Below are 18,725 nucleotides of genomic sequence, written 5' to 3' on the forward strand. Positions count from 1 at the left end.
TGTCGGGTGAACCGGCCGCGTCCCGGGAAACTCAGCCCAGCGGCCGGCGCATCTCATCCCGCACTTCCAGCACGCGCGCGGCCACCTTCTCCAGGTCGACCTCCTCGGGGGCCTGCGACACGGTGTCCTTGCCGACCTGGGCCACGACCGCACTGGTGTTGTCGTCGGCCCATGCGCACATGGGCACGGTGGCCTTGGTCCCGGCCTGGTCGGAGGTCATCACCTGGCAGCTCAGCGACATGTCCGCTCCTGCGGGTGTGATCTCCTCGGCGGGCACGGCAAGGGTCACGTTTTCCCCTTGGGAAGCCCCACGCAACAGGCTCGCGCGCGCGTCCTCGGGGTGCCGGATCTGGCCGTAGAACCCGGAGAGGGTGAGAACCTCTCCGGACTCGACGCCGCCCTTCCCGGTGTACTGCGCCGCGACGCCCGTCCAATTCTTCATGTCGCTCTTGTCCCAGCTGCCGCTGCTCTCCTGGGGGGCGGAGTTGGACAGGTCCTCGGCCAGTGTGTACGTCCCGCCGAGAAGGGTCTTGGGCAAGGTGAGCCTGTACTCGGCGTCGGGATAGGAACTGGCGGGCCCTTCGCCACGGCTGGCCGCGTTGACAGCGACCCGCGCGACGACAGCGAAGACCACGAGCCCGATAATGCTCAAGGTCACGATCAGCGCGTTGTTGCTCTTCTTCGGCGGCATCGGCGGCGGCCCGCCCCACCCACCGGGATGCGGCTGCGGCTGCTGGCCGTACGGCTGCCCGGGGAAGGGCTGGTGTTGCTGCTGCTGCGGGTACGGGTACCCCCCGTACGGCCCTGGCTGCTGCGGCTGCCCGTACGGCCCCGGCCCCGGCTGTGGCCCCGGCTGTGGCTGTGGCTGTTGATAACTCATCCTGCGAGATCCCCCCGTTGTCGCTCTGTTCTGCTGCTACTGCCCCGGGTCCGGTCCCCGGAGACGGGCCCCCGGCTTCGCCGGCCGCAGCCTGAACACCTCACCGCGTATACCGGCCAGCCCCGTTGGGCGTTGCGTATGCGAAAAGCCAACGTATCTGATCACTTGTGCGATGGTCCGGCACACCGGCCGACCCCTGGTGGCAGCCGGGGCGGGGCGGGATCATCTGCGCATGACACTGACCCTCGCCGAAGCCGAAAAGATCCTCGCCGACAACTTCGCTCCCTGGGTGCTCGACCTCGGGCTGGCCGTCGTTGAAACCGGCGAGCGCCATGCCGTGCTGCGGCTGCCCTGGTCGGACCGGCTGGCCCGGGAGGGCGGGGGCATGTCCGGGCAGGCGCTCATGGCCGCCGCGGACACCGCGACCGTCATCGCCGTGTCCGCGGCCCGCGGCGCGTTCGTTCCAATGACTACCGTCCAGCAGTCGACGTCCTTCCAGCGCGCCGTCGTCGGCGCGGACGTCGTGCTCGACGCGCGCGTCACCAAACTGGGCAAGCGCATGGCTTTCGCCGACATCAGCATGACCGCCACCGGATCCCAGGACCCCGCAGCCCGCGCTTCTGTCGTCTACGCGCTGCTCGGATGACCCGGGGGGAGGGGGAGGGGGAGGCACGCGCTGTTTACTCTCCGTGCTCGCCGGGGCGCCGTGCGTACCGGCGGGTGCGGCGGTGCGGGGGCGGGCGCACGATGGAAGGAGCAGACGACGAGACGACGGGAGGTGGCGGTCGATGACCACTTTTATGGACGTCCACCACGACATGAAGGGCATCACAGCTGAGCAGCTGTCGGCGGCACACCGGGCAGACCTGGCGATCGAGGCAGAGGAAGGGGTGCACTTCGAGCGGGCGTGGGCCGATCCCGACGCGGGAGTCGTGTACTGCCTCTCCGAGGCGCCGTCCGCGGATGCGGTGAAGCGTATCCACGAGCGAACCGGTCACCCGGCCAGCGAGATCCACCCCGTGCCGCTTTCCGTGTAGTAGCGCCCCGGCCGATCGCGCGGCCGAGCCCTGCAGCCGTTCGTACGGCGCCCCCGAGGGGAGCCGCTCGGGCGGCTGCAGTGCTGTGGCCGCGCGGAACGGCCAGGTGCGCGCGGAACGGCCTCGTGCGCGCGGAACGGCCTCGTGCGCGAGCCGGCCCGCCCCCGCCTCTTGTCTGATGGACCGTCAGGAACGACGATGGCCACCTTGGTCAGTCATGACGGCCCATCAGATGAGGTGGTGTTCCCATGGTGATGTACGGGATGCAGCTCCCGGTCCAGTCGCAGAGCACCCTCTACGCCGAGTCGTGGGAGGCCGAGGCCGGGCCGGAGGATCTCGCCGAGGTGGCCAGGACCGCCGACCGCTGCGGGTTCGGCTACATCGCGAGCTGCGACCACGTCGCGATCCCTCGTCGGCTGGCCGACGCGATGAGCACCGTTTGGTACGACCCCGTCGCCACCCTTTCCTTCCTCGCCGGCGTCACCGAGCGCGTCCTGCTGCTCAGCCACGTCGCCGTCGTCGGCCTGCGGCATCCTCTTGCCTCGGCCAAGCAGTACGCGACGCTCGACCACCTCTCCGGCGGGCGGCTGGTCCTCGGGGTCGGCGCCGGGCACGTGCGGGAGGAGTTCGAGGCGCTCGGCGCGGACTTCGGCGGGCGGGGCGGCGTACTCGACGAGACGATCGACGCGCTCAGGGCAGCGCTGGGGCCGGACGAATACCCCGAGTTCGCCGGGGAGCGGTACGCCTTCAGCGGGCTCGGGCAGAAGCCGCGCCCGGCGCAGGACCGCGTACCCGTGTGGGTGGGCGGGTCGTCGCCCGCCGCCGTGCGCCGGGCGGCTTTGCGCGGGGACGGGTGGCTTCCGCAGGGCGATCCGCGCGACCGGCTGCCGCGGCAGATCGCCAGGCTGAAGGCGATCCGGGAGGAGGCCGGGGTCGTGTGGCCCCTCACCGTCGGCGCCATCACCGAGCCGCTGTACGTCGGTGACGCGGCCTGGGACGTCGGGCGGCGGACGGTGGCCGGGAAGCCGGAGGCGATCGCCGAGTCGCTGCGGGCGTACGGCGCGATGGGTGTGCATCAGATCCAGGTGCGGTTCCGCAGTCGCGGTCGCACCGAACTGACCGACCAGATGGCGGCGTTCGCCGCCGAAGTGGCCCCGCACCTGAACTGAGGGAGACCTGGCATGGGCAAGCTGGACGGGCGCGTCGTCGTCATCACGGGCGCGGCGCGCGGGCAGGGCGAGCAGGAGGCGCGGCTCTTCGTGGCCGAAGGCGCGAAGGTGGTGCTGGCCGATGTGCTGGACGAGCAGGGCGAGGCGCTCGCCAAGGAGCTCGGGGAGAGCGTCGCGACGTACGTCCATCTCGATGTGAGCCAGGAGGCGGACTGGGCTGCTGCCGTGGCCGCCGCCAAGGGCACCTTCGGGAAGATCGACGGGCTGGTCAACAACGCGGGGATTCTGCGGTTCAACGAGCTGGTGAACACGCCGCTGGAGGAGTTCCAGCAGGTGGTGCAGGTCAACCAGGTGGGCGCCTTTCTGGGGATCAGGACCGTGGCGCCCGAGATCGAGGCGGCCGGTGGCGGGACCATCGTCAATACGGCGTCGTACACCGCTCTCACGGGCATGGCCTTCGTGGGTGCGTACGCCGCCACCAAGCACGCGATTCTCGGGCTGACGCGGGTCGCGGCCGTGGAGCTGGCGGCGAAGAGGATACGGGTGAACGCGGTGTGCCCGGGGGCCGTGGACACGCCGATGACGAATCCGGCCGCGCTGGATCCGACGGCCGATCCGGTGGAGGCCAAGGCCGCCGTGGAGGAGCTCTACAAGAAGCTCGTGCCGATGGGGCGGATCGGGCAGCCGGAGGAGGTGGCGGCGCTGGCGCTGTTCCTGACCGGGGACGACTCGTCGTACATCACGGGGCAGCCGTTCGTCATCGACGGCGGGTGGCTGGCGGGCGTCAGTCTCTTCTGACGGTGTATCAGCTATTGACGGTCCGAAGGGGCAGTGGAACAGTCGTGCATATTCGTAACTGACGGTGTGTCAGTTTTCTCCGGAGGGGGAGTACCGTGGAATTCGGGCTCTTTGTACAGGGATACGTGCCGGCCGCGCGTGCCAAGGCCGACCCCGAGGCGGAGCACAAGGCGCTGATGGAGGAGACCGAGTACGTCATCCAGGCGGACAAGTCCGGCTTCAAGTACGCCTGGGCCTCCGAGCACCACTTCCTGGAGGAGTACTCGCACCTCTCCGCGAACGACGTCTTCCTCGGGTACCTCGCGCACGCGACCGACCGGATTCACCTCGGGTCGGGGATCTTCAATCCGCTGGCGCCGGTGAATCACCCGGTGAAGGTCGCCGAGAAGGTGGCGATGCTGGACCACCTGTCGGAGGGGCGCTTCGAGTTCGGGTCGGGGCGCGGGGCCGGCAGCCACGAGATTCTCGGCTTCATGCCGGGGATCACGGACATGAACCACACCAAGGAGATCTGGGAGGAGACGATCTCCGAGTTTCCCAAGATGTGGCTCCAGGACGAGTACGTCGGCTTCCAGGGCAAGCACTGGTCTCTGCCGCCGCGGAAGGTACTGCCGAAGCCGTACGGGAAGTCGCACCCGGCGATGTGGTACGCCGCCGGGTCGCCGTCGTCGTACGCCATGGCGGGGAAGAAGGGGCTCGGGGTGCTGGGCTTCAGCGTGCAGAAGGTCTCCGACATGGAGTGGGTCGTCGAGTCGTACAAGAACGCGGTCAAGGACGCGGAGCCGGTGGGGGGCTTCGTCAACGACAACGTGATGGTGACGTCGACGGCGATTTGTGCGGAGACGCACGAGAAGGCGGTCGAGATCGCGGTGAGTGGGGGGCTCAACTACCTGCAGTCGCTGCTCTTCCGGTACCACGACACGTTTCCGCGGCCGGAGGGGGTTCCGGAGTGGCCGGAGCTGTTGCCGGAGTATTCGGCGGAGATTATCGAGCTGCTCATCGCCGAGGAGCTGATGATCTGCGGGGATCCTGATGAGGTGCTGCGGCAGTGCGAGCGGTGGGAGCAGGCGGGGGCGGATCAGCTTTCGTTCGGGTTGCCGATCGGGGTGTCGCCCGAGGACACGAAGACGACGATCAAGCTGATCGGTGAGCACGTCATCCCGAAGATCGACACGGATCCGGTGCACCGGACCACGCGGTTCCGCGGGGCGGCGGCGGGCGGCTGAGTGGCTGCCGCTGCGCGGGGCCCTTTCCCCACCCCGCCCCTTCCCGAACTGGGGCGCTGCCCCAGGCCCCGCTCCTCAAACGCCGGAGGGGCTGGAAGTGCCGGAGGGCTGAGATTTACCGCTGTGCGGCAAATCCAGCCCGTCCGGCGTTTGAGGACACGCCCGGAGGGCGTCCGTTTTGTCTGGGGGCTGGGGCTTGCCCCCCACGCGGCGGAGCCGCAAATGTCACAGCGGGAAGGGGCGGGTAGGGGACAAGCTCCGCGCAGCGGCCCACGCCCGCAGCCCCCACCCCGCACCCATACCCACCTTTTCCACTCCTCCCCGAAGGGACCGCCATGCTCGACCACCTCATCCGCGGAGCCACCGTCGTGGACGGCACCGGCGCCCCCGCGTACGTCGCCGACGTAGGCATCCGTGAAGGGCGTATCGCCGTCATCGCCGCGCCCGGCACCGTCGACGAGGCCGCCCGTACCAGCGAGGACGCCCAAGGCTTCGTACTCGCCCCCGGGTTCGTCGACCCGCACACCCACTACGACGCCCAGCTCTTCTGGGACCCGTACGCCACCCCGTCCCTCAACCACGGCGTCACCACCGTCGCCGGCGGCAACTGCGGCTTCACCCTCGCCCCCCTGCACCCCGACCGCCCCGAGGACGCCGACTACACGCGCCGCATGATGTCGAAGGTCGAGGGCATGTCCCTCGTCGCCCTCGAAGAAGGCGCCCCCTGGAACTGGCACACCTTCGGCGAATACCTCGACGCCCTCGAAGGCCGCATCGCCGTCAACGCCGGCTTCATGGTCGGCCACTGCGCCCTGCGCCGCCACGTCATGGGCCCCGACGCCGTCAGCGACGCGCAGCCCACCCAGCAGCAGATGGCGCGCATGCTCCAGCTGCTGCACGACGCGATGGACGCCGGTGCCTGGGGGCTCTCCACCACCCAGTCGTCCACCCACTCCGACGGTGACGGCCGGCCCGTCGCCTCCCGGCACGCCAAGCCCGCCGAACTGATCGCCCTCTCCCGGGCCGTCGGCCAGCACGAGGGCACCCAGCTGGAGGCGATCGTCGCCGGCTGCCTCGACCAGTTCACGGACGACGAGATCGACCTCTTCGTCGAGATGACGACGGCCGCCGGCCGCCCCCTCAACTGGAACGTACTGACCATCGACGCGGCAGTCCCCACCCGCGTCCCGCGCCAATTGCAGGCCAGCGAACGCGCCCGGCAGGCCGGCGGCCGGATCGTCGCCCTCACCATGCCGATCCTGACCCCCATGAACATGTCCCTCGGCACGTTCTGCGCGCTCAACCTCATCCCCGGCTGGGGCGACATCCTGGCCCTCCCCGTCGCCGAGCGCATCGAGAAGCTGCGCGATGCGGACGTACGGCGGGAAATGCTGCGCCGCGCCGACAGCAAGGAGGCCGGCGTCTTCCGGCGCCTCGCCAACTTCGAGCGGTACGTCATCGGCGACACGTACTCCGACGCCAACGCCGGCCTCAGCGGACGCGTCGTACGCGACATCGCCGCCGAACGCGGCCAGGACCCCTTCCACTGCCTCGTCGAAATATGCGCCAACGACCGCCTCCGCACCGTCCTGTGGCCGATGCCCGCAGACAACGACCCCGCCAGCTGGGAACTGCGGCAGCGCACCTGGCAGCACGAGGACGTTCTGCTCGGCGGCTCCGACGCCGGGGCCCACCTGGACCGGATGTGCGGGGCGCCGTACACGACCCGCTTCATCGGCGACTGCCTGCGCGGCCGAAAACTGGTGTCACTCGAACAGGCCGTGAAGATGCTGACCGACGACCCCGCCCAGCTCTTCGGGCTGCGCGAGCGCGGACGTATAGAGGAGGGCTTCCACGCGGACCTCGTCCTCTTCGACCCGGAGCAGATCGAGGCGGGCCCGGCCACGCTGGTGCACGACCTGCCCGGCGACAGTCCGCGGCTCGACTCGAAGGCGATCGGCGTCGTGTCCGTACGCGTCAACGGCGTCGAGGCGATACGCGACGACCAGGTCACCGGGGCGGTGCCGGGCACGGTGCTGCGCTCGGGCCGGGACACGAGGACGGTGGCGACCAAGTGAAGGGCGACCAGGTGAAGGGCGGCGCCGAGCGGCTGTTCATCGGCGGCGAGTGGACCGAGCCGGACGGCGGCCACTACGAGGTGGTCAACCCGGCCACGGAGGAAGTGGTCGGGCCGGCCCCGGAGGCGAGCCGCCGGCAGGTGTACGCCGCCGCTTCCGCCGCCAGGGCCGCCTTCCCGGCCTGGTCCCGCACCGCCCCCGAGGAGCGCGCCGCGATCCTCGACCGGGCCGCCGACCTCATCCAGCGCGACTCGGCGGCGTACGCCGAACTCGCCCGCGCCGAGACCGGCGCCACCACCGCGACCGCGCTCGGCATGCAGGTGGCGGTGGGGGCTGCCCGCTTCCGGCGGTACGCGCGCGGGGCGCTGGAGCCGGTCGAGACCGGGCTGCCGCCGCAGGTCAATCCGGCGGGGCCGATGGGGAAGGCGGGGATCTTCGGCGCCCTGGCCGTCCGCCAGCCGGTCGGCGTCGTCACCTGCATCACCTCGTACAACAACCCCTGGGCCAACGCGGCTGGCAAGGTCGCGCCCGCGCTGGCCATGGGCAACACCGTCGTCGTGAAGCCCGCCCCGCAGGACCCGCTGTCCGTCTACCGCATGGCGGCGGCGTTGGCGGAGGCCGGAGTTCCGCCCGGTGTGGTGAACGTCGTCACCGGCTCAGCGCCCGCCGTCGGTGAGGCCGCCGTCGACTCGCCGGACGTCGACATGGTCAGCTTCACCGGGTCCACGGCGGTCGGACAGCGCATCGCCGAAGTCTGCGGGCGCGGCATGAAGCGTCAGCTCATGGAGCTGGGCGGGAAGGGTGCGGCGGTCGTGTTCGACGACGCCGACCTCGACTCCGCCGTGATGGGGATAGGGACGACGTTCTCCTTCTACAGCGGCCAGATCTGCACCGCCCCGACCCGCGTGATCGCACAGCGCGGGATCTACGACCGGCTGGTGGAGAAGCTGACCGGTTACGTCGGTTCCCTCACGGTGGGCGATCCGGCAGCCCCGGGCACGGTCGTCGGCCCGGTGATCTCGGCCGCCCATCGCGACCGCGTCGAGTCGTACATCGAGCTGGGCAAGAAGGAGGGCGCCCGGCTGGTCGCGGGCGGCGAGCGTCCGTCGTACGAGAAGGGGTTCTATGTGGCGCCGACTCTTTTTGCCGACTGTACGAACGACATGCGCGTCGTCCGCGAGGAGATCTTCGGGCCGGTCGTCGTGGTCGTCCCCTTCGACGGCGACGAGGAGGAAGCGGTCGCGCTCGCCAACGACAGCGACTACGGGCTGATCGACTACGTCTGGTCGGGGGATATGGCCCGCGCCTTCCGCGTGGCGCGGCGGCTGCGGGCCGGCGGGGTCGGGGTGAACACCGTCGGAAGGAACATGGAGGCGCCGTTCGGCGGGTTCAAGAAGAGCGGAGTGGGGCGGGATGTCGGCTCGTACGCGCTGCACGCGTACGGCGAGACGCAGGCGATCGTCTGGACCTGATGAACCGGATGGGCCCTCCGGAAAGACGTACGGGAAACTTTTGAAACGGGCATAACGGACAGTGTTGCGGTTTCCGTAGCGTGGAAGTTTCTGCAATTGGCCTGGCAATGGCCGCCCGTGAGTTGCTCACGACCTTCAATACTCAACCAATGAGTCGTCCGACACCGCCGAATGCAAGGATCTTTGGAGCGGAGTCAAGTGCTCCGGATGTGGAAAGCGCAGCCGTTAACGTCGCGCTTATGACTCATGTGGATACACGGCCCCAGGCCGGAGACACGGTAAGCGGCGCCCCCTCGGTGGAGGGCGGCGTACGCGAGAAGGGCCTGGGCGGGAACTCCGTCGGGCTTATGGGCAACGCCGTCATCGGCATCTCCACCGTTGCCCCTGTTTACTGCCTCACTGCCACGCTGGGCCCCACGGTCGCCGAGGTCGGACTGCAGATGCCCGCAGTCTTCCTCGCAGGGTTCCTGCCGATGCTGCTGGTGGCCTTCGCATACCGCGAGCTGAACAAGGCCATACCCGACTGCGGCACCTCCTTCACCTGGTCGGTGAAGGCCTTCGGGCCTCGTATCGGCTGGATGTGCGGCTGGGGCCTGCTGGTCGCCACCATCGTGGTGCTCTCGAACCTCGCGGGCGTCGCGACATCCTTCTTCTACTTGCTCCTGGGTGAGCTGACCGGCAGTGCGGACGTCGCCGCGCTGGACGACAACAAGGCCGCCCACATCCTCACCACGCTGGCCTTCATCGCCATCGCCACGGCGATCAGCTACCGCGGTATCACCGCCACCAAGTGGGTCCAGTACACCCTGGTTGGGCTGCAGCTCGCGGTACTCCTGATGTTCGTCTACATGGCGCTCACCAAGTCCGGCGAGGTCGCCAACTCGATCGACTTCTCCTGGTCCTGGATGAACCCCTTCGCGGTCGAGTCCTTCGCCGCCTTCACCGCGGGTCTGTCCCTCTCGATCTTCATCTACTGGGGCTGGGACGCCTGCCTGTCGATCAACGAGGAGAGCACCGGCAGCGCCAAGACGCCCGGCCGCGCCGCGACGCTCGCCATGATCGTGATCGTCGTCTCGTACCTGATGGTCGCCATCGCCGCGCAGATGTACGCCGGCGTCGGCGAGAAGGGCACCGGCCTCGGCAACCCGGAGACCTCGGACAACGTCTTCGCGGTCCTCGCCGAACCGATCATGGGCTCCGGGCTGGGCATCCTGCTCTTCCTCGCGGTCGTCGCCTCCGCCGCCGCGAGCCTGCAGACCACCTTCATCCCGGTCGCGCGCACCGCCCTGGCGATGAGCACGTACAAGGCCATGCCGGCCTCCTTCTCGAAGGTGCACCCGCGCTTCAAGACGCCTGGTCGCGCGACCGTCGTCGCGGGCCTCGCCACCGGCGTCTTCTACGCGACGATGACCATGCTCAGTGAGAACGTCCTCGTCGACACGATCTACGCGCTCGGTCTGATGATCTGCTTCTACTACGCGATCACCGCCTTCGCCTGCGTCTGGTACTTCCGCCGCGAGCTGCGCAAGTCGGCGCGCAACCTGATGGTCAAGGGCATCTTCCCGGGCGTCGGCGCCCTGATGCTCACCGCCGTCTTCGGCCAGACGCTGTACGACATGTGGGACCCGGCGTACGGCAGCGGCAGCTCGCTCTTCGGGATGGGTTCGGTCTTCGTGATCGGCGTCGGCCTGCTGCTGCTCGGTGCGGTGCTCATGTTCGCCATGCAGCGCGTCAGCCCGGCGTTCTTCCGCGGCGAGGTGCTGACGCAGGACACCCCGGCGCTCGTCGTCGAGGACTAGTCCGGGCCAGTCGGACCAGTCGGACCGACGTACATGAGTCACAGGTCAGGGGGAGCCGTATACGGCTCCCCCTGACCTGTTTGTCTGTCGTGCCGCCGCGAGCCGGCGACCACCACACTGGGCGTGCGTGCCGGGCCGCCCATATTCTGGGAGGACCGGGGGACCGGGAGGAAAGGGAGCGGCCATGGCCGTCCAGGAGGCCCCCTCCGTCGAGCGGGCGCGGGACGCGGCGGCCCGGGAGTCCTGGGCCGAGGCGTACGTCCTGCTGCGCGCCCTCGACGGCCACGCCCCGCGCGCTCTCGCCCCCGAGGACCTCGACACGCTGGCCGACGCCGCGTGGTGGGCCGGTCACGTGGACGAGTCGGTCGACGCCCGCCTGCGCGCCCATGCTGGGTACGCCGCCGCCGGAGACCACCGCCGGGCCGGCTGTGCCGCCTGGTGGCTGTACTTCGAGTACCGCGAGCTGGGGCGTCCCGCCGCGGCCGCAGGTTGGCTGCACCGGGCCCGCCACCACCTGGAGCACGAACCGGAGTGCCCCGAGCAGTGCTTCCTCGCCTGGACGGATTCGGAAGAGGCGCAAGCGAACCGCGACCCCGCAGCCGCACTGGCCGCCGCCCGCCGGATGTACCGCATCGCCCGGCACTCCGGCAGCCCCGACCTCATCGCCCTGAGCCGCCAGGCGCACGCGGCGGTGCTGCTCGCGGACGGCCGGACGGCAGAGGGCCTGGCCCTGCTGGACGACGTGATGTGCGCGGTTACGGCGGGCGAGCTGAGCGGCATGTTCACCGGCTGGCTCTACTGCATGGGGCTCAACCAGTGCATGGCGGCGGCGGACTTCGGCCGCGCCGTCGAATGGACCGACGCCGCGATGGCCTGGTGCTCCGTCCCGTGGTCGCAGCACGCGACGCCGCCGGGGGGCGGGGAGCGGGCAGCGCAGGGTACGGGCGCGGGTACGGGCGCGGGCGCGGGTACGGCTGGTGGGGGCGTTGCGGGCGCCACGGGTGCGGGCGCCACGGGTATGGGCGTAACGCGGGCGGGCGCAATGCGCGTGGGCGTTGCGGATCCAGGCGCCACGGGTACGGGAGGCTCCGCACCGGGCGCGGCGGAAACAGGTGCGGTGGTCGGACCCCTCACGGACAACCCCTTCCGCGGGCTCTGCCGCGTGCACCACGTCGAGGTGCTCGACCTGCGCGGCGCCTGGTCTCTCGCGGCCGCCGAGGCCGAGCGGGTCTGCGAGGAGGTGCTGCCGGACTCCCTCGAAGCCGCCGCGGCGGCCCACTACGCGGTCGGCGAGATCATGCGGCGCCGAGGCCACCTCGACGCCGCCGCCGTCTCGTACGCGCACGCCCACGAACTCGGACGTATCCCCCAGCCCGGCCTCGCCCTGCTACGCCTGGCCCAGGGAAAGGCCGACGCCGCCGTAACCGGCCTGCGGCTGGCCCTCGCCTGCCAGCACGACGCGCCGCCCGACCTGCTGGGACGCGCCCGGCTGCGGGCCGCCCAGACGGAGGTGGCCCTGGCCGTGGGTGATGTGGACGGCGCCGCCTCCGCGGTCGCGGAGCTGGAGGCACTCGCCGTCGGCGGCCCCCCGGCCTCCGCTGCCACCCTGCTGAGCGCCATGGCCGACACGGCCCGCGGCGCGCTCGCACTCGCGCGGCACGGCGCCCGGGACCCCGACGAGGCGTTGCGGCCGCTGCGCCGGGCGCTGGCGGGCTGGCTGGAGCTGCGGATCCCGTACGAGGCCGCGCAGGTACGGATGCTGCTCGCCGCCGCCGACCGGGCGGCCGGTGACGACGAGGCAGCCCGGCTGGAGCTCCGGGCCGCCCGGACCACCTTCGAGCAACTCGGCGCCGTTCCCGACGCCCGGCGCGCGGCGGCTCTGCTGGGCGAGAGACACGAGGCGCTGCCCGGGGGCCTCACCCCACGGGAATGCGAGGTACTACGGCTGGTGGCGGCGGGCGGCACGAACCGGGACATCGCGCGCGAGCTGGTGATCAGCGAGCACACCGTGGCCCGTCACCTGAACAACATCTTCGCCAAGCTGAACGTAACCTCCCGCACCGCCGCCACGGCCTACGCCTACTCCCACGGCCTGACCTGACACCGCCGGCGCCGCTGCGCGGGGCTTGTTCCCCGACCCGCCCCTTCCCGAACTGGGGGCAAGCCCCCAGGCCCCGGACGGACTGGATTTGCCCGCTCAGCGGCACTATCCAGCCCCTCCGGCGTTTGAGGAGCGGGGTCTGGGGCGGAGCCCCTCACGCGGCGGAGCCGCAAAGTGTCTCAGCGGGAAGGGGCGGGTCGGGGAAAGAGCCCCGCGCAGCGGCAACGCCCCCGCCCGCGTCCCATAGGCCGTTCTGCCCATGTCCGGCCCCGGCCGAAGTGGGTGGTCCATGCGATGCCCGCCGCACACCCCCGGCGTACAACGGACGTATGAAGCCACTCCTCGCGCTCCCAGAAAGCCGGTGCCCGCCATGACAACGCTGACCACCCAGCCCACCGACCTGGCCCTGGACCTGCTGCGCGCCACCGTGCACGGCGACGTCATCACCCCCGCCGACCCGGCGTACGACGAGGCGCGCCGCGTCTACAACGCCATCCACGACCGCACCCCGGCCGTCGTCGTCCGCGCCGCCAACGCCGCCGACGTCATCGCCGCCGTACGCTTCGCCCGCGACCACGACCTCCCCCTCGCGGTCCGAGGCGGCAGCCACGCGGTCGCCGGATACGGAACCTGCGACGGCGGTGTCGTCGCCGACCTGTCCCGGATGCGCGCCGTCCGCGTGGACCCCGAGGCCCGTACCGCCCGCGCCGAGGGCGGCTGCACCTGGGGCGACTTCAACCACGCCACCCACGCCTTCGGTCTCGCCACCACTGGCGGGGTCGTCTCCACCACCGGGGTCGGCGGCCTCACGCTCGGCGGCGGTATGGGACACCTCTCCCGCCGATACGGCCTGTCCTGCGACAACCTCATCTCCGCCGACGTCGTGACTGCCGAAGGCACCCTCCTCACCTGCGACGCCGACCAGCACCACCCCGACCTCTTCTGGGCCCTGCGCGGCGGAGGCGGCAACTACGGCATCGTCACCTCCTTCAAGTTCCGGCTGCACCCGGTGAGCGACATCCTCGGCGGCCCCACCTTCTACCCGCTCGACGGCGACGTCGCGCGCCGCTGGCGGGACATGAACGCCGAGGCCCCGGAGGAGTTCAACTCCCTCTTCGCTGTCCTTCTCGGCCCACAGCTCCCGTTCCTGCCCGAACGCTGGCACGGCCGCCCCGTGTGCGCCGTCCTCACCTGCTTCACCGGCCCCACAGACAAGGACGACACGGCCCGCGGCCGCCTGGACGCACTGGGTCCGGTCATCGGCCAGTACGTCGACCGCATGCCGTACCCCGTGATCAACACCCTCTTCGACGAGGACCTGCCGCCAGGCCTCTACCACTACTGGAAGGGCAACTTCAGCCGCGAACTGACCGACGGCGCCATCGACGTCCACATGACGTACGGCGCGACGATTCCGTCGATGGAGAGCGACACCGTCATCTTCCCGATCGACGGCGCCTGCCACCGCGTCGGCGGCGAGGACACCGCGTTCGCCTACCGCGACGCCACCTTCTCGGCCGCCTTCGGGGCCAGTTACGCCGACCCCGCCGACACCGAGCACAACATCGCCTGGACCCGTGAGTACGACGCGGCGCTGCGCCCGCACACCGAGGAGGCCGGCTACATCAACTTCCTCGGCGCCGACGACCAGGACCGGGTGCGTACCAACTACCGGCAGAACTACGACCGGTTGCGTGCGATCAAGCGCCAGTACGACCCGCAGAACGTGTTCCGCATCAACCACAACATCGCGCCATGACGCCCTCGGCCTTGATGTGCAGGAGCAGTGCGGCCATAGCGGTGGGCGTCGTGCTCAGGATCGCGTGGGAGGGGTCGCCGCTTTCGGCCAGCAGGACCGTACATTCGCGGGCAGCTGGGACTTCACTTAGTTCCCCTGGTTCCTCTGGTTCTCACCCCTGGTTCTCACTGGTTAGGAAGATGGGATTCGTCAGTGCCGCCAGTGGTCCAGGCAGGCCGGGCACCTTCGGTGCGTGGCGGACTTCCGCCCGTACGTACGTCGCGTACTGCGGCGTCGTACGCCACTCCACCGTGCCCGCGCCGGATTCCGGCAGCGGCGCGGTGTGGAGCGTGCCCTGGTCGGTGACGAAGTGGGCGGTGCAGCCGGGCGCGCCGGTGACTTCCAGGCGGACGGTCACGGGGGTGCCGGCGTCGACGTCCAGCCGGTCACCGATGCCGGCGTGGCGGGCGCGGCCGCCTGAGGCGCCGAAGGTGAGCGACACGGACGAGGACTCGGCGATGTAGGAGTGTCCGGCTCGTATGCCGTCGAGGATCGCCTCGCGGGTCAGGTCGTCGGCCAGCACCACGGTCTGCGGCATACCGACGAGCTGCGGCTCGCGGTGGGCGTCGCTGTTGCCCATGGCCGGTGTCCAGCCGCGGCCGCCGGCTCCGTCGACCAGGGTGTTGTCCCAGGACGCGAGGGCGATCTCGTCCTCCGGGGTGTACGGCCCGTTCCACACCTCCACGGCATCCGCGTCCCCGAAGCCGAACTTCCAGTTGCACCCGATGCAGGAGGCGTGCGGGTGCGCGGGTACGACGAGGCCGCCCGCGCGGCGGATCTCGCGGGCGAAGTGCCCGAAGCGGTTGTCGCGGGCGCGGTAGCGCCAGTCGATGAAGGTGCCAGGGTCGGTGGCGACGGCGACGACATGACCATTACGGGTGGTGACTTCCTCACCGGTGAGGATCAACAGGTCGTCACCCCACAGCCGCTCCCAGGCGCTGTGCGCGGAGTGGTTGTTGTGCTCGCTGGTGTTGATGAAGTCCAGCCCGGCGGCACGGGCGGCCGCGGCGATCTCGCCCGGGGTGCGCCGTCCGTCGGAGTACACGGAGTGAAGGTGGCAGTCGCCCCGGTACCAGCCGCGCCCCCGCCCCTTGGCGCGCTCGGGCGGATAGACGGGCGCGGGGGTCTTGCCCGGGGCGCCGTACCGCAGGGTGATGGTCACGGCGTACGGCAGACCCTCGGGCGCGGTCGTGTACGGACCCAGCACGATGTTCCAGGTCCCGGCGCGCACCGGGCCGGGGATGTAACCGGGCGTGGCGGCGTCGGCTCGTACGAAGAACTCCGTACGAGCCCCGCCGGACCACCCGCGGAAGCCGCGACCGCCGAGGTCGGTGCCGCGCTCGTCGAAGATGCCGATGTCGAGGGCGTTGCCCTGAGTGCCGGTGGGCACGGGCGTCTTCTCGTACGTGTACGACACGGCGATCTCGCGCACGCCGCGCGGTACTTCGACGGGCAGGTAGACGTAGTCGGGGGACCCTGGCGGGAGTGTGCCGCGTACGGTCGTGGTCTCCTCGCCGTCGGCGGGCGCGGCATTCGCGAAGGTCACGCTGCCCAAGGTAAGGGTGGCGGCCGCTCCGGTCACGAACAGTTGGCGTCGCGTCGGTCCAGTCGTAGAACCCGTCATGCCGGTATCTCCGTTGGCGTGTTGGCGTGATGGTGCGTACAGAAACCCTGATATTGAGCCGTGAACGCCCCTGCAACGGAAGGGGTGCGCCAACGTACGGCAGGACGTAGTTTGACGCTCGTGGGTCGGCCCACAGACAGACAGGCTGGCCGAGGTCACGACGATGAGGAGCTCCCGCATGCGCATCGCCACCACGATCTTTCTCACCGACGAGACGATCACGCCGGTACGGCTCGCGCGCGAGCTGGAGGAGCGCGGATTCGCCGGCCTCTACCTGCCCGAGCACACCCACATCCCGGTCTCGCGGGAGTCCGCGTATCCGGCGGGCGGCGAACTCCCGCGTGAGTACGGTCGTACGCTCGACCCCTTCGTCGCTCTCGGCCAGGCCGCCGCGGTCACCGAACGCCTGGGCCTCGGCACCGGCATCACGCTGGTCGCCCAGCACGACCCGATCGACCTGGCCAAGCAGATCGCGACTTTGGACCACCTTTCCGGCGGCCGCTTCACGTTTGGTGTGGGCTACGGCTGGAACAAGGAGGAGGCCGCAGACCACGGCGTCGAGTGGGCCACGCGTCGCGAGCGGACGCGGGACCGGATGGCGCTGATGCGGGCGCTGTGGGCGGAGGAACCGACGGCGTACGAGGGCGAGTTCGGCACGGTACGCGCGTCATACGCCCACCCGAAGCCGGTGCAGAAGCCACGAGGCCCGGTGACCGGCCCGCGCACGCTGGTGGGCGGGGCGGCGGGCCCGAAGCTGTTCGCCCACATCGCGGAGTACGCGGACGGGTGGCTCCCGATCGGCGGCCGGGGCCTGACGGAGTCCGTGCCGGTGCTGCGTACGGCGTGGGAGGAGGCGGGGCGCGACCCGGAGTCCCTGCAAGTGGTCCCGTACGCGGTGAAACCCAGCCCGGGGAAGCTGGCGCACTTCGCGGACCTGGGCATCACGGAGGTGGTGCTGCAACTGCCGCCTGCGGGCGAGGCGGAGGTCCTTCGCGTACTGGATGAGTACGCGAGGTTTATCTGACCAGAACGGCCCGCCCCTCTGTGCGAGGCGCCCGGTCGCCGCTACCTTGGCCATCTCGGCATGGACAGCGCCCGGCCCTGCGGCCGGCACCTCGGGGGAGAGGCTACGCACATGCAGAAAAGCCCATTCAGCATCGTCGCGATCGTTTTCGGCGTGGTAGCGCTGTTCTTCTGCCCGCCGCTGTTCGGCATCCTCGGCCTGGTCTTCGGCGGAATCGCCAAGTCGAAGGACGAACCGCTGGCGGTGACGGGCCTGATCGTCGCGGGAGCGGGCCTGGCCATCGGCATGGTGCTGGGCTTCGTAGTCTTCAGCTCGATGTCGGCACCGTGACGACACCGCGACGGGGTGACCTAGCCCTCCTCTGAGCTCCTGAACCCACGGCCGCTGAGCCGAACCAAGGCTTGCTTCTGGGGGTTTCGGGCCGTCCCTGAGCGCTCGAGTGTCGGTGGGCCGTGACGCCGCGTCAAGGGCGCTCCCTGCGGTCGCGTCGCTGCGCGAGAGCCCTGCGGGCTCCCCTTGACCCGCCGCCCCGGCCCACCGCTAACGCTTGTACGGGGACGGCCCAAAGAAAAACGCCCTGCACGGGAGCTGGGGGATGGGCGCGGCCCGGCTCGGTGGCTTGCGGCTGAGTGGCTGGGGCGCACGAGGTCTCTGGGGCGGCGCGGCCCCAGCCTCAGCGACTGCAGGAACGGCCGCTGGTGCGACATGCCCATTCCCACGCACACGAGCACCCACGCAGGTGGACGGCCGACCGACCGGGTCGACCTGCGGATTCCTGAGCTGCGTGGGTAGGGCGCGACAGTTGAATGGGGTGACTCGGCCGGGTGTGGCGTCCACCCCGGCCGGTGATCGGTGGAGCCTCGAGCGGGTGGCTGATGTGGATGGGTGGAGGGGCGTCCAGTGGCAGGCAGTCCTGCTGACGGTACGGCCGGAAACGGGCTGCGGCCGGTACGACGGTCACGGCTGGGGATCGGTCCCGGTTATTAACCAGGTGGATGGGACGAACCCGGCAGAAGACGAACCAGGGCATCCTATTTGCCCTACTTTCGGAGCATCGGGAAGGGCTCGACATGTGTCACATGCCGGTTTCGTTGCGCGTCAACAGCCCGGCTCGGACTTCGGCGTGCACCTAATCCACCAGATGGCGATGCCCGACGGCCCACAAACCCCAGCGACCACGACTGCTTCACCTGCCCCAGTCGACGCGCGGTGTGCCGTCGAGCGCGACCCCTGCGGTCCGGTGCGCCGCCATGAGCCGGTGTCTCGCCCACAGCAGTCCCGCTGGTCGTGGATGGGCTTCAGTCGAAGCATCGGAACGCGACTAACCCACCACTTGGCGAATCCCAATTCCCCTCCAGTCCCACCCGTCTCCGCCGTATCGCTTCAAACCCTCGCGCTAGCGTTTCGGCCCATTGGCAGAAAGCCGGGCGAGACCGAACAGGGCGACTGTCGGGGCAGCAGGTTCTGCTGGTGCGGCAGGAGTGGATGGGGCGGCGGCTCGTCAGCCAGCCCGGCAGCCGCCACCGCCTCGGCCCCCGCAGCGTTCCGTCATCGCCGTGCGTGGGGTTGAGTCGCAGCAACGGCTTCTTCCGGGCGTCGGAACGCGACTCGCTTGCGACCATCACTGAAGCTCCGCCATCTTGAAGTGGCTGGTCCGCGGGGTGGCGTGACCCCGTTTCGGGCTGCTCGTACTGGTCGCGGGCGGCAGTCTGGGGTGTA

General features: G+C 70.3%; 14 protein-coding genes. 12 read left to right on the plus strand and 2 right to left on the minus strand.

The genetic code is table 11. The features are described 5' to 3' along the window. Positions 1-31: 31 nt before the first annotated feature. Positions 32-880, minus strand: coding sequence for a hypothetical protein (locus ABZX79_RS10490; protein WP_355254243.1), 849 nt, complete (start codon positions 878-880; stop codon positions 32-34). A gap of 232 nt (positions 881-1,112) precedes the next feature. Between ABZX79_RS10490 and ABZX79_RS10495 the strand changes: the two genes are divergently transcribed. From ABZX79_RS10495 to ABZX79_RS10540, 10 genes are all read left to right on the plus strand, one after another. Beyond that, positions 1,113-1,526: a PaaI family thioesterase gene (locus ABZX79_RS10495; protein WP_355254245.1), complete on the plus strand. Its 414-nt coding sequence runs from the start codon at positions 1,113-1,115 to the stop codon at positions 1,524-1,526. 142 nt (positions 1,527-1,668) lie between these two features. Then, positions 1,669-1,917 (plus strand): SCO4226 family nickel-binding protein, encoded by a 249-nt coding sequence (locus ABZX79_RS10500; protein WP_355254247.1) that lies wholly within the window; start codon positions 1,669-1,671, stop codon positions 1,915-1,917. A 248-nt stretch (positions 1,918-2,165) separates the two neighbouring features. Continuing rightward, positions 2,166-3,086, plus strand: a complete 921-nt coding sequence (locus ABZX79_RS10505) for an LLM class F420-dependent oxidoreductase (RefSeq protein ID WP_355254249.1) — start codon at positions 2,166-2,168, stop codon at positions 3,084-3,086. A gap of 12 nt (positions 3,087-3,098) precedes the next feature. Next, positions 3,099-3,884 (plus strand): glucose 1-dehydrogenase, encoded by a 786-nt coding sequence (locus tag ABZX79_RS10510; RefSeq protein ID WP_355254251.1) that lies wholly within the window; start codon positions 3,099-3,101, stop codon positions 3,882-3,884. A gap of 95 nt (positions 3,885-3,979) precedes the next feature. Next, positions 3,980-5,110: an LLM class flavin-dependent oxidoreductase gene (locus ABZX79_RS10515; protein ID WP_355254253.1), complete on the plus strand. Its 1,131-nt coding sequence runs from the start codon at positions 3,980-3,982 to the stop codon at positions 5,108-5,110. A 335-nt stretch (positions 5,111-5,445) separates the two neighbouring features. Continuing rightward, a complete protein-coding gene (locus ABZX79_RS10520; RefSeq protein ID WP_355254255.1) occupies positions 5,446-7,188 on the plus strand; it encodes a D-aminoacylase in 1,743 nt (580 codons plus the stop codon). 11 nt (positions 7,189-7,199) lie between these two features. Continuing rightward, positions 7,200-8,660, plus strand: a complete 1,461-nt coding sequence (locus ABZX79_RS10525; protein WP_355254316.1) for an aldehyde dehydrogenase family protein — start codon at positions 7,200-7,202, stop codon at positions 8,658-8,660. 239 nt (positions 8,661-8,899) lie between these two features. Next, positions 8,900-10,459 (plus strand): APC family permease, encoded by a 1,560-nt coding sequence (locus tag ABZX79_RS10530; protein ID WP_355254257.1) that lies wholly within the window; start codon positions 8,900-8,902, stop codon positions 10,457-10,459. 184 nt (positions 10,460-10,643) lie between these two features. Further along, positions 10,644-12,560: a LuxR C-terminal-related transcriptional regulator gene (locus ABZX79_RS10535; RefSeq protein ID WP_355254259.1), complete on the plus strand. Its 1,917-nt coding sequence runs from the start codon at positions 10,644-10,646 to the stop codon at positions 12,558-12,560. Positions 12,561-12,930: 370 nt separating this feature from the next. Next, positions 12,931-14,319, plus strand: coding sequence for an FAD-binding oxidoreductase (locus ABZX79_RS10540; protein WP_355254261.1), 1,389 nt, complete (start codon positions 12,931-12,933; stop codon positions 14,317-14,319). 151 nt (positions 14,320-14,470) lie between these two features. Here the strand turns inward: ABZX79_RS10540 and ABZX79_RS10545 are convergent, their stop codons facing one another. Then, the gene (locus tag ABZX79_RS10545; protein WP_355254263.1) at positions 14,471-15,982 is read right to left on the minus strand and encodes a CehA/McbA family metallohydrolase; all 1,512 of its coding nucleotides are present in this window, start codon (positions 15,980-15,982) and stop codon (positions 14,471-14,473) included. Between the two features lie 178 nt (positions 15,983-16,160). Between ABZX79_RS10545 and ABZX79_RS10550 the strand changes: the two genes are divergently transcribed. Further along, positions 16,161-17,006 carry an LLM class F420-dependent oxidoreductase gene (locus ABZX79_RS10550; protein WP_355254265.1) on the plus strand — a complete coding sequence of 282 codons (846 nt, stop codon included), beginning with the start codon at positions 16,161-16,163 and terminating at the stop codon, positions 17,004-17,006. A 111-nt stretch (positions 17,007-17,117) separates the two neighbouring features. Further along, the gene (locus tag ABZX79_RS10555) at positions 17,118-17,336 is read left to right on the plus strand and encodes a hypothetical protein (RefSeq protein ID WP_355254267.1); all 219 of its coding nucleotides are present in this window, start codon (positions 17,118-17,120) and stop codon (positions 17,334-17,336) included. Positions 17,337-18,725: the final 1,389 nt, after the last annotated feature.

It is taken from the genome of Streptomyces sp. NPDC002994 (assembly GCF_040611155.1).
Taxonomy (GTDB): Bacteria; Actinomycetota; Actinomycetes; order Streptomycetales; family Streptomycetaceae; genus Streptomyces.

Bases quoted from the DNA above. Each gene is read 5' to 3' on its own strand.
- ABZX79_RS10505 (WP_355254249.1), top strand. From the start codon at position 2,166: ATGGTGATGTACGGGATGCAGCTCCCGGTCCAGTCGCAGAGCACCCTC.
- ABZX79_RS10535 (WP_355254259.1), top strand. From the start codon at position 10,644: ATGGCCGTCCAGGAGGCCCCCTCCGTCGAGCGGGCGCGGGACGCGGCG.
- ABZX79_RS10545 (WP_355254263.1), bottom strand. From the start codon at position 15,982: ATGACGGGTTCTACGACTGGACCGACGCGACGCCAACTGTTCGTGACC.
- ABZX79_RS10510 (WP_355254251.1), top strand. From the start codon at position 3,099: ATGGGCAAGCTGGACGGGCGCGTCGTCGTCATCACGGGCGCGGCGCGC.
- ABZX79_RS10550 (WP_355254265.1), top strand. From the start codon at position 16,161: ATGCGCATCGCCACCACGATCTTTCTCACCGACGAGACGATCACGCCG.
- ABZX79_RS10490 (WP_355254243.1), bottom strand. From the start codon at position 880: ATGAGTTATCAACAGCCACAGCCACAGCCGGGGCCACAGCCGGGGCCG.
- ABZX79_RS10500 (WP_355254247.1), top strand. From the start codon at position 1,669: ATGACCACTTTTATGGACGTCCACCACGACATGAAGGGCATCACAGCT.
- ABZX79_RS10555 (WP_355254267.1), top strand. From the start codon at position 17,118: ATGCAGAAAAGCCCATTCAGCATCGTCGCGATCGTTTTCGGCGTGGTA.
- ABZX79_RS10520 (WP_355254255.1), top strand. From the start codon at position 5,446: ATGCTCGACCACCTCATCCGCGGAGCCACCGTCGTGGACGGCACCGGC.
- ABZX79_RS10495 (WP_355254245.1), top strand. From the start codon at position 1,113: ATGACACTGACCCTCGCCGAAGCCGAAAAGATCCTCGCCGACAACTTC.
- ABZX79_RS10540 (WP_355254261.1), top strand. From the start codon at position 12,931: ATGACAACGCTGACCACCCAGCCCACCGACCTGGCCCTGGACCTGCTG.
- ABZX79_RS10530 (WP_355254257.1), top strand. From the start codon at position 8,900: ATGACTCATGTGGATACACGGCCCCAGGCCGGAGACACGGTAAGCGGC.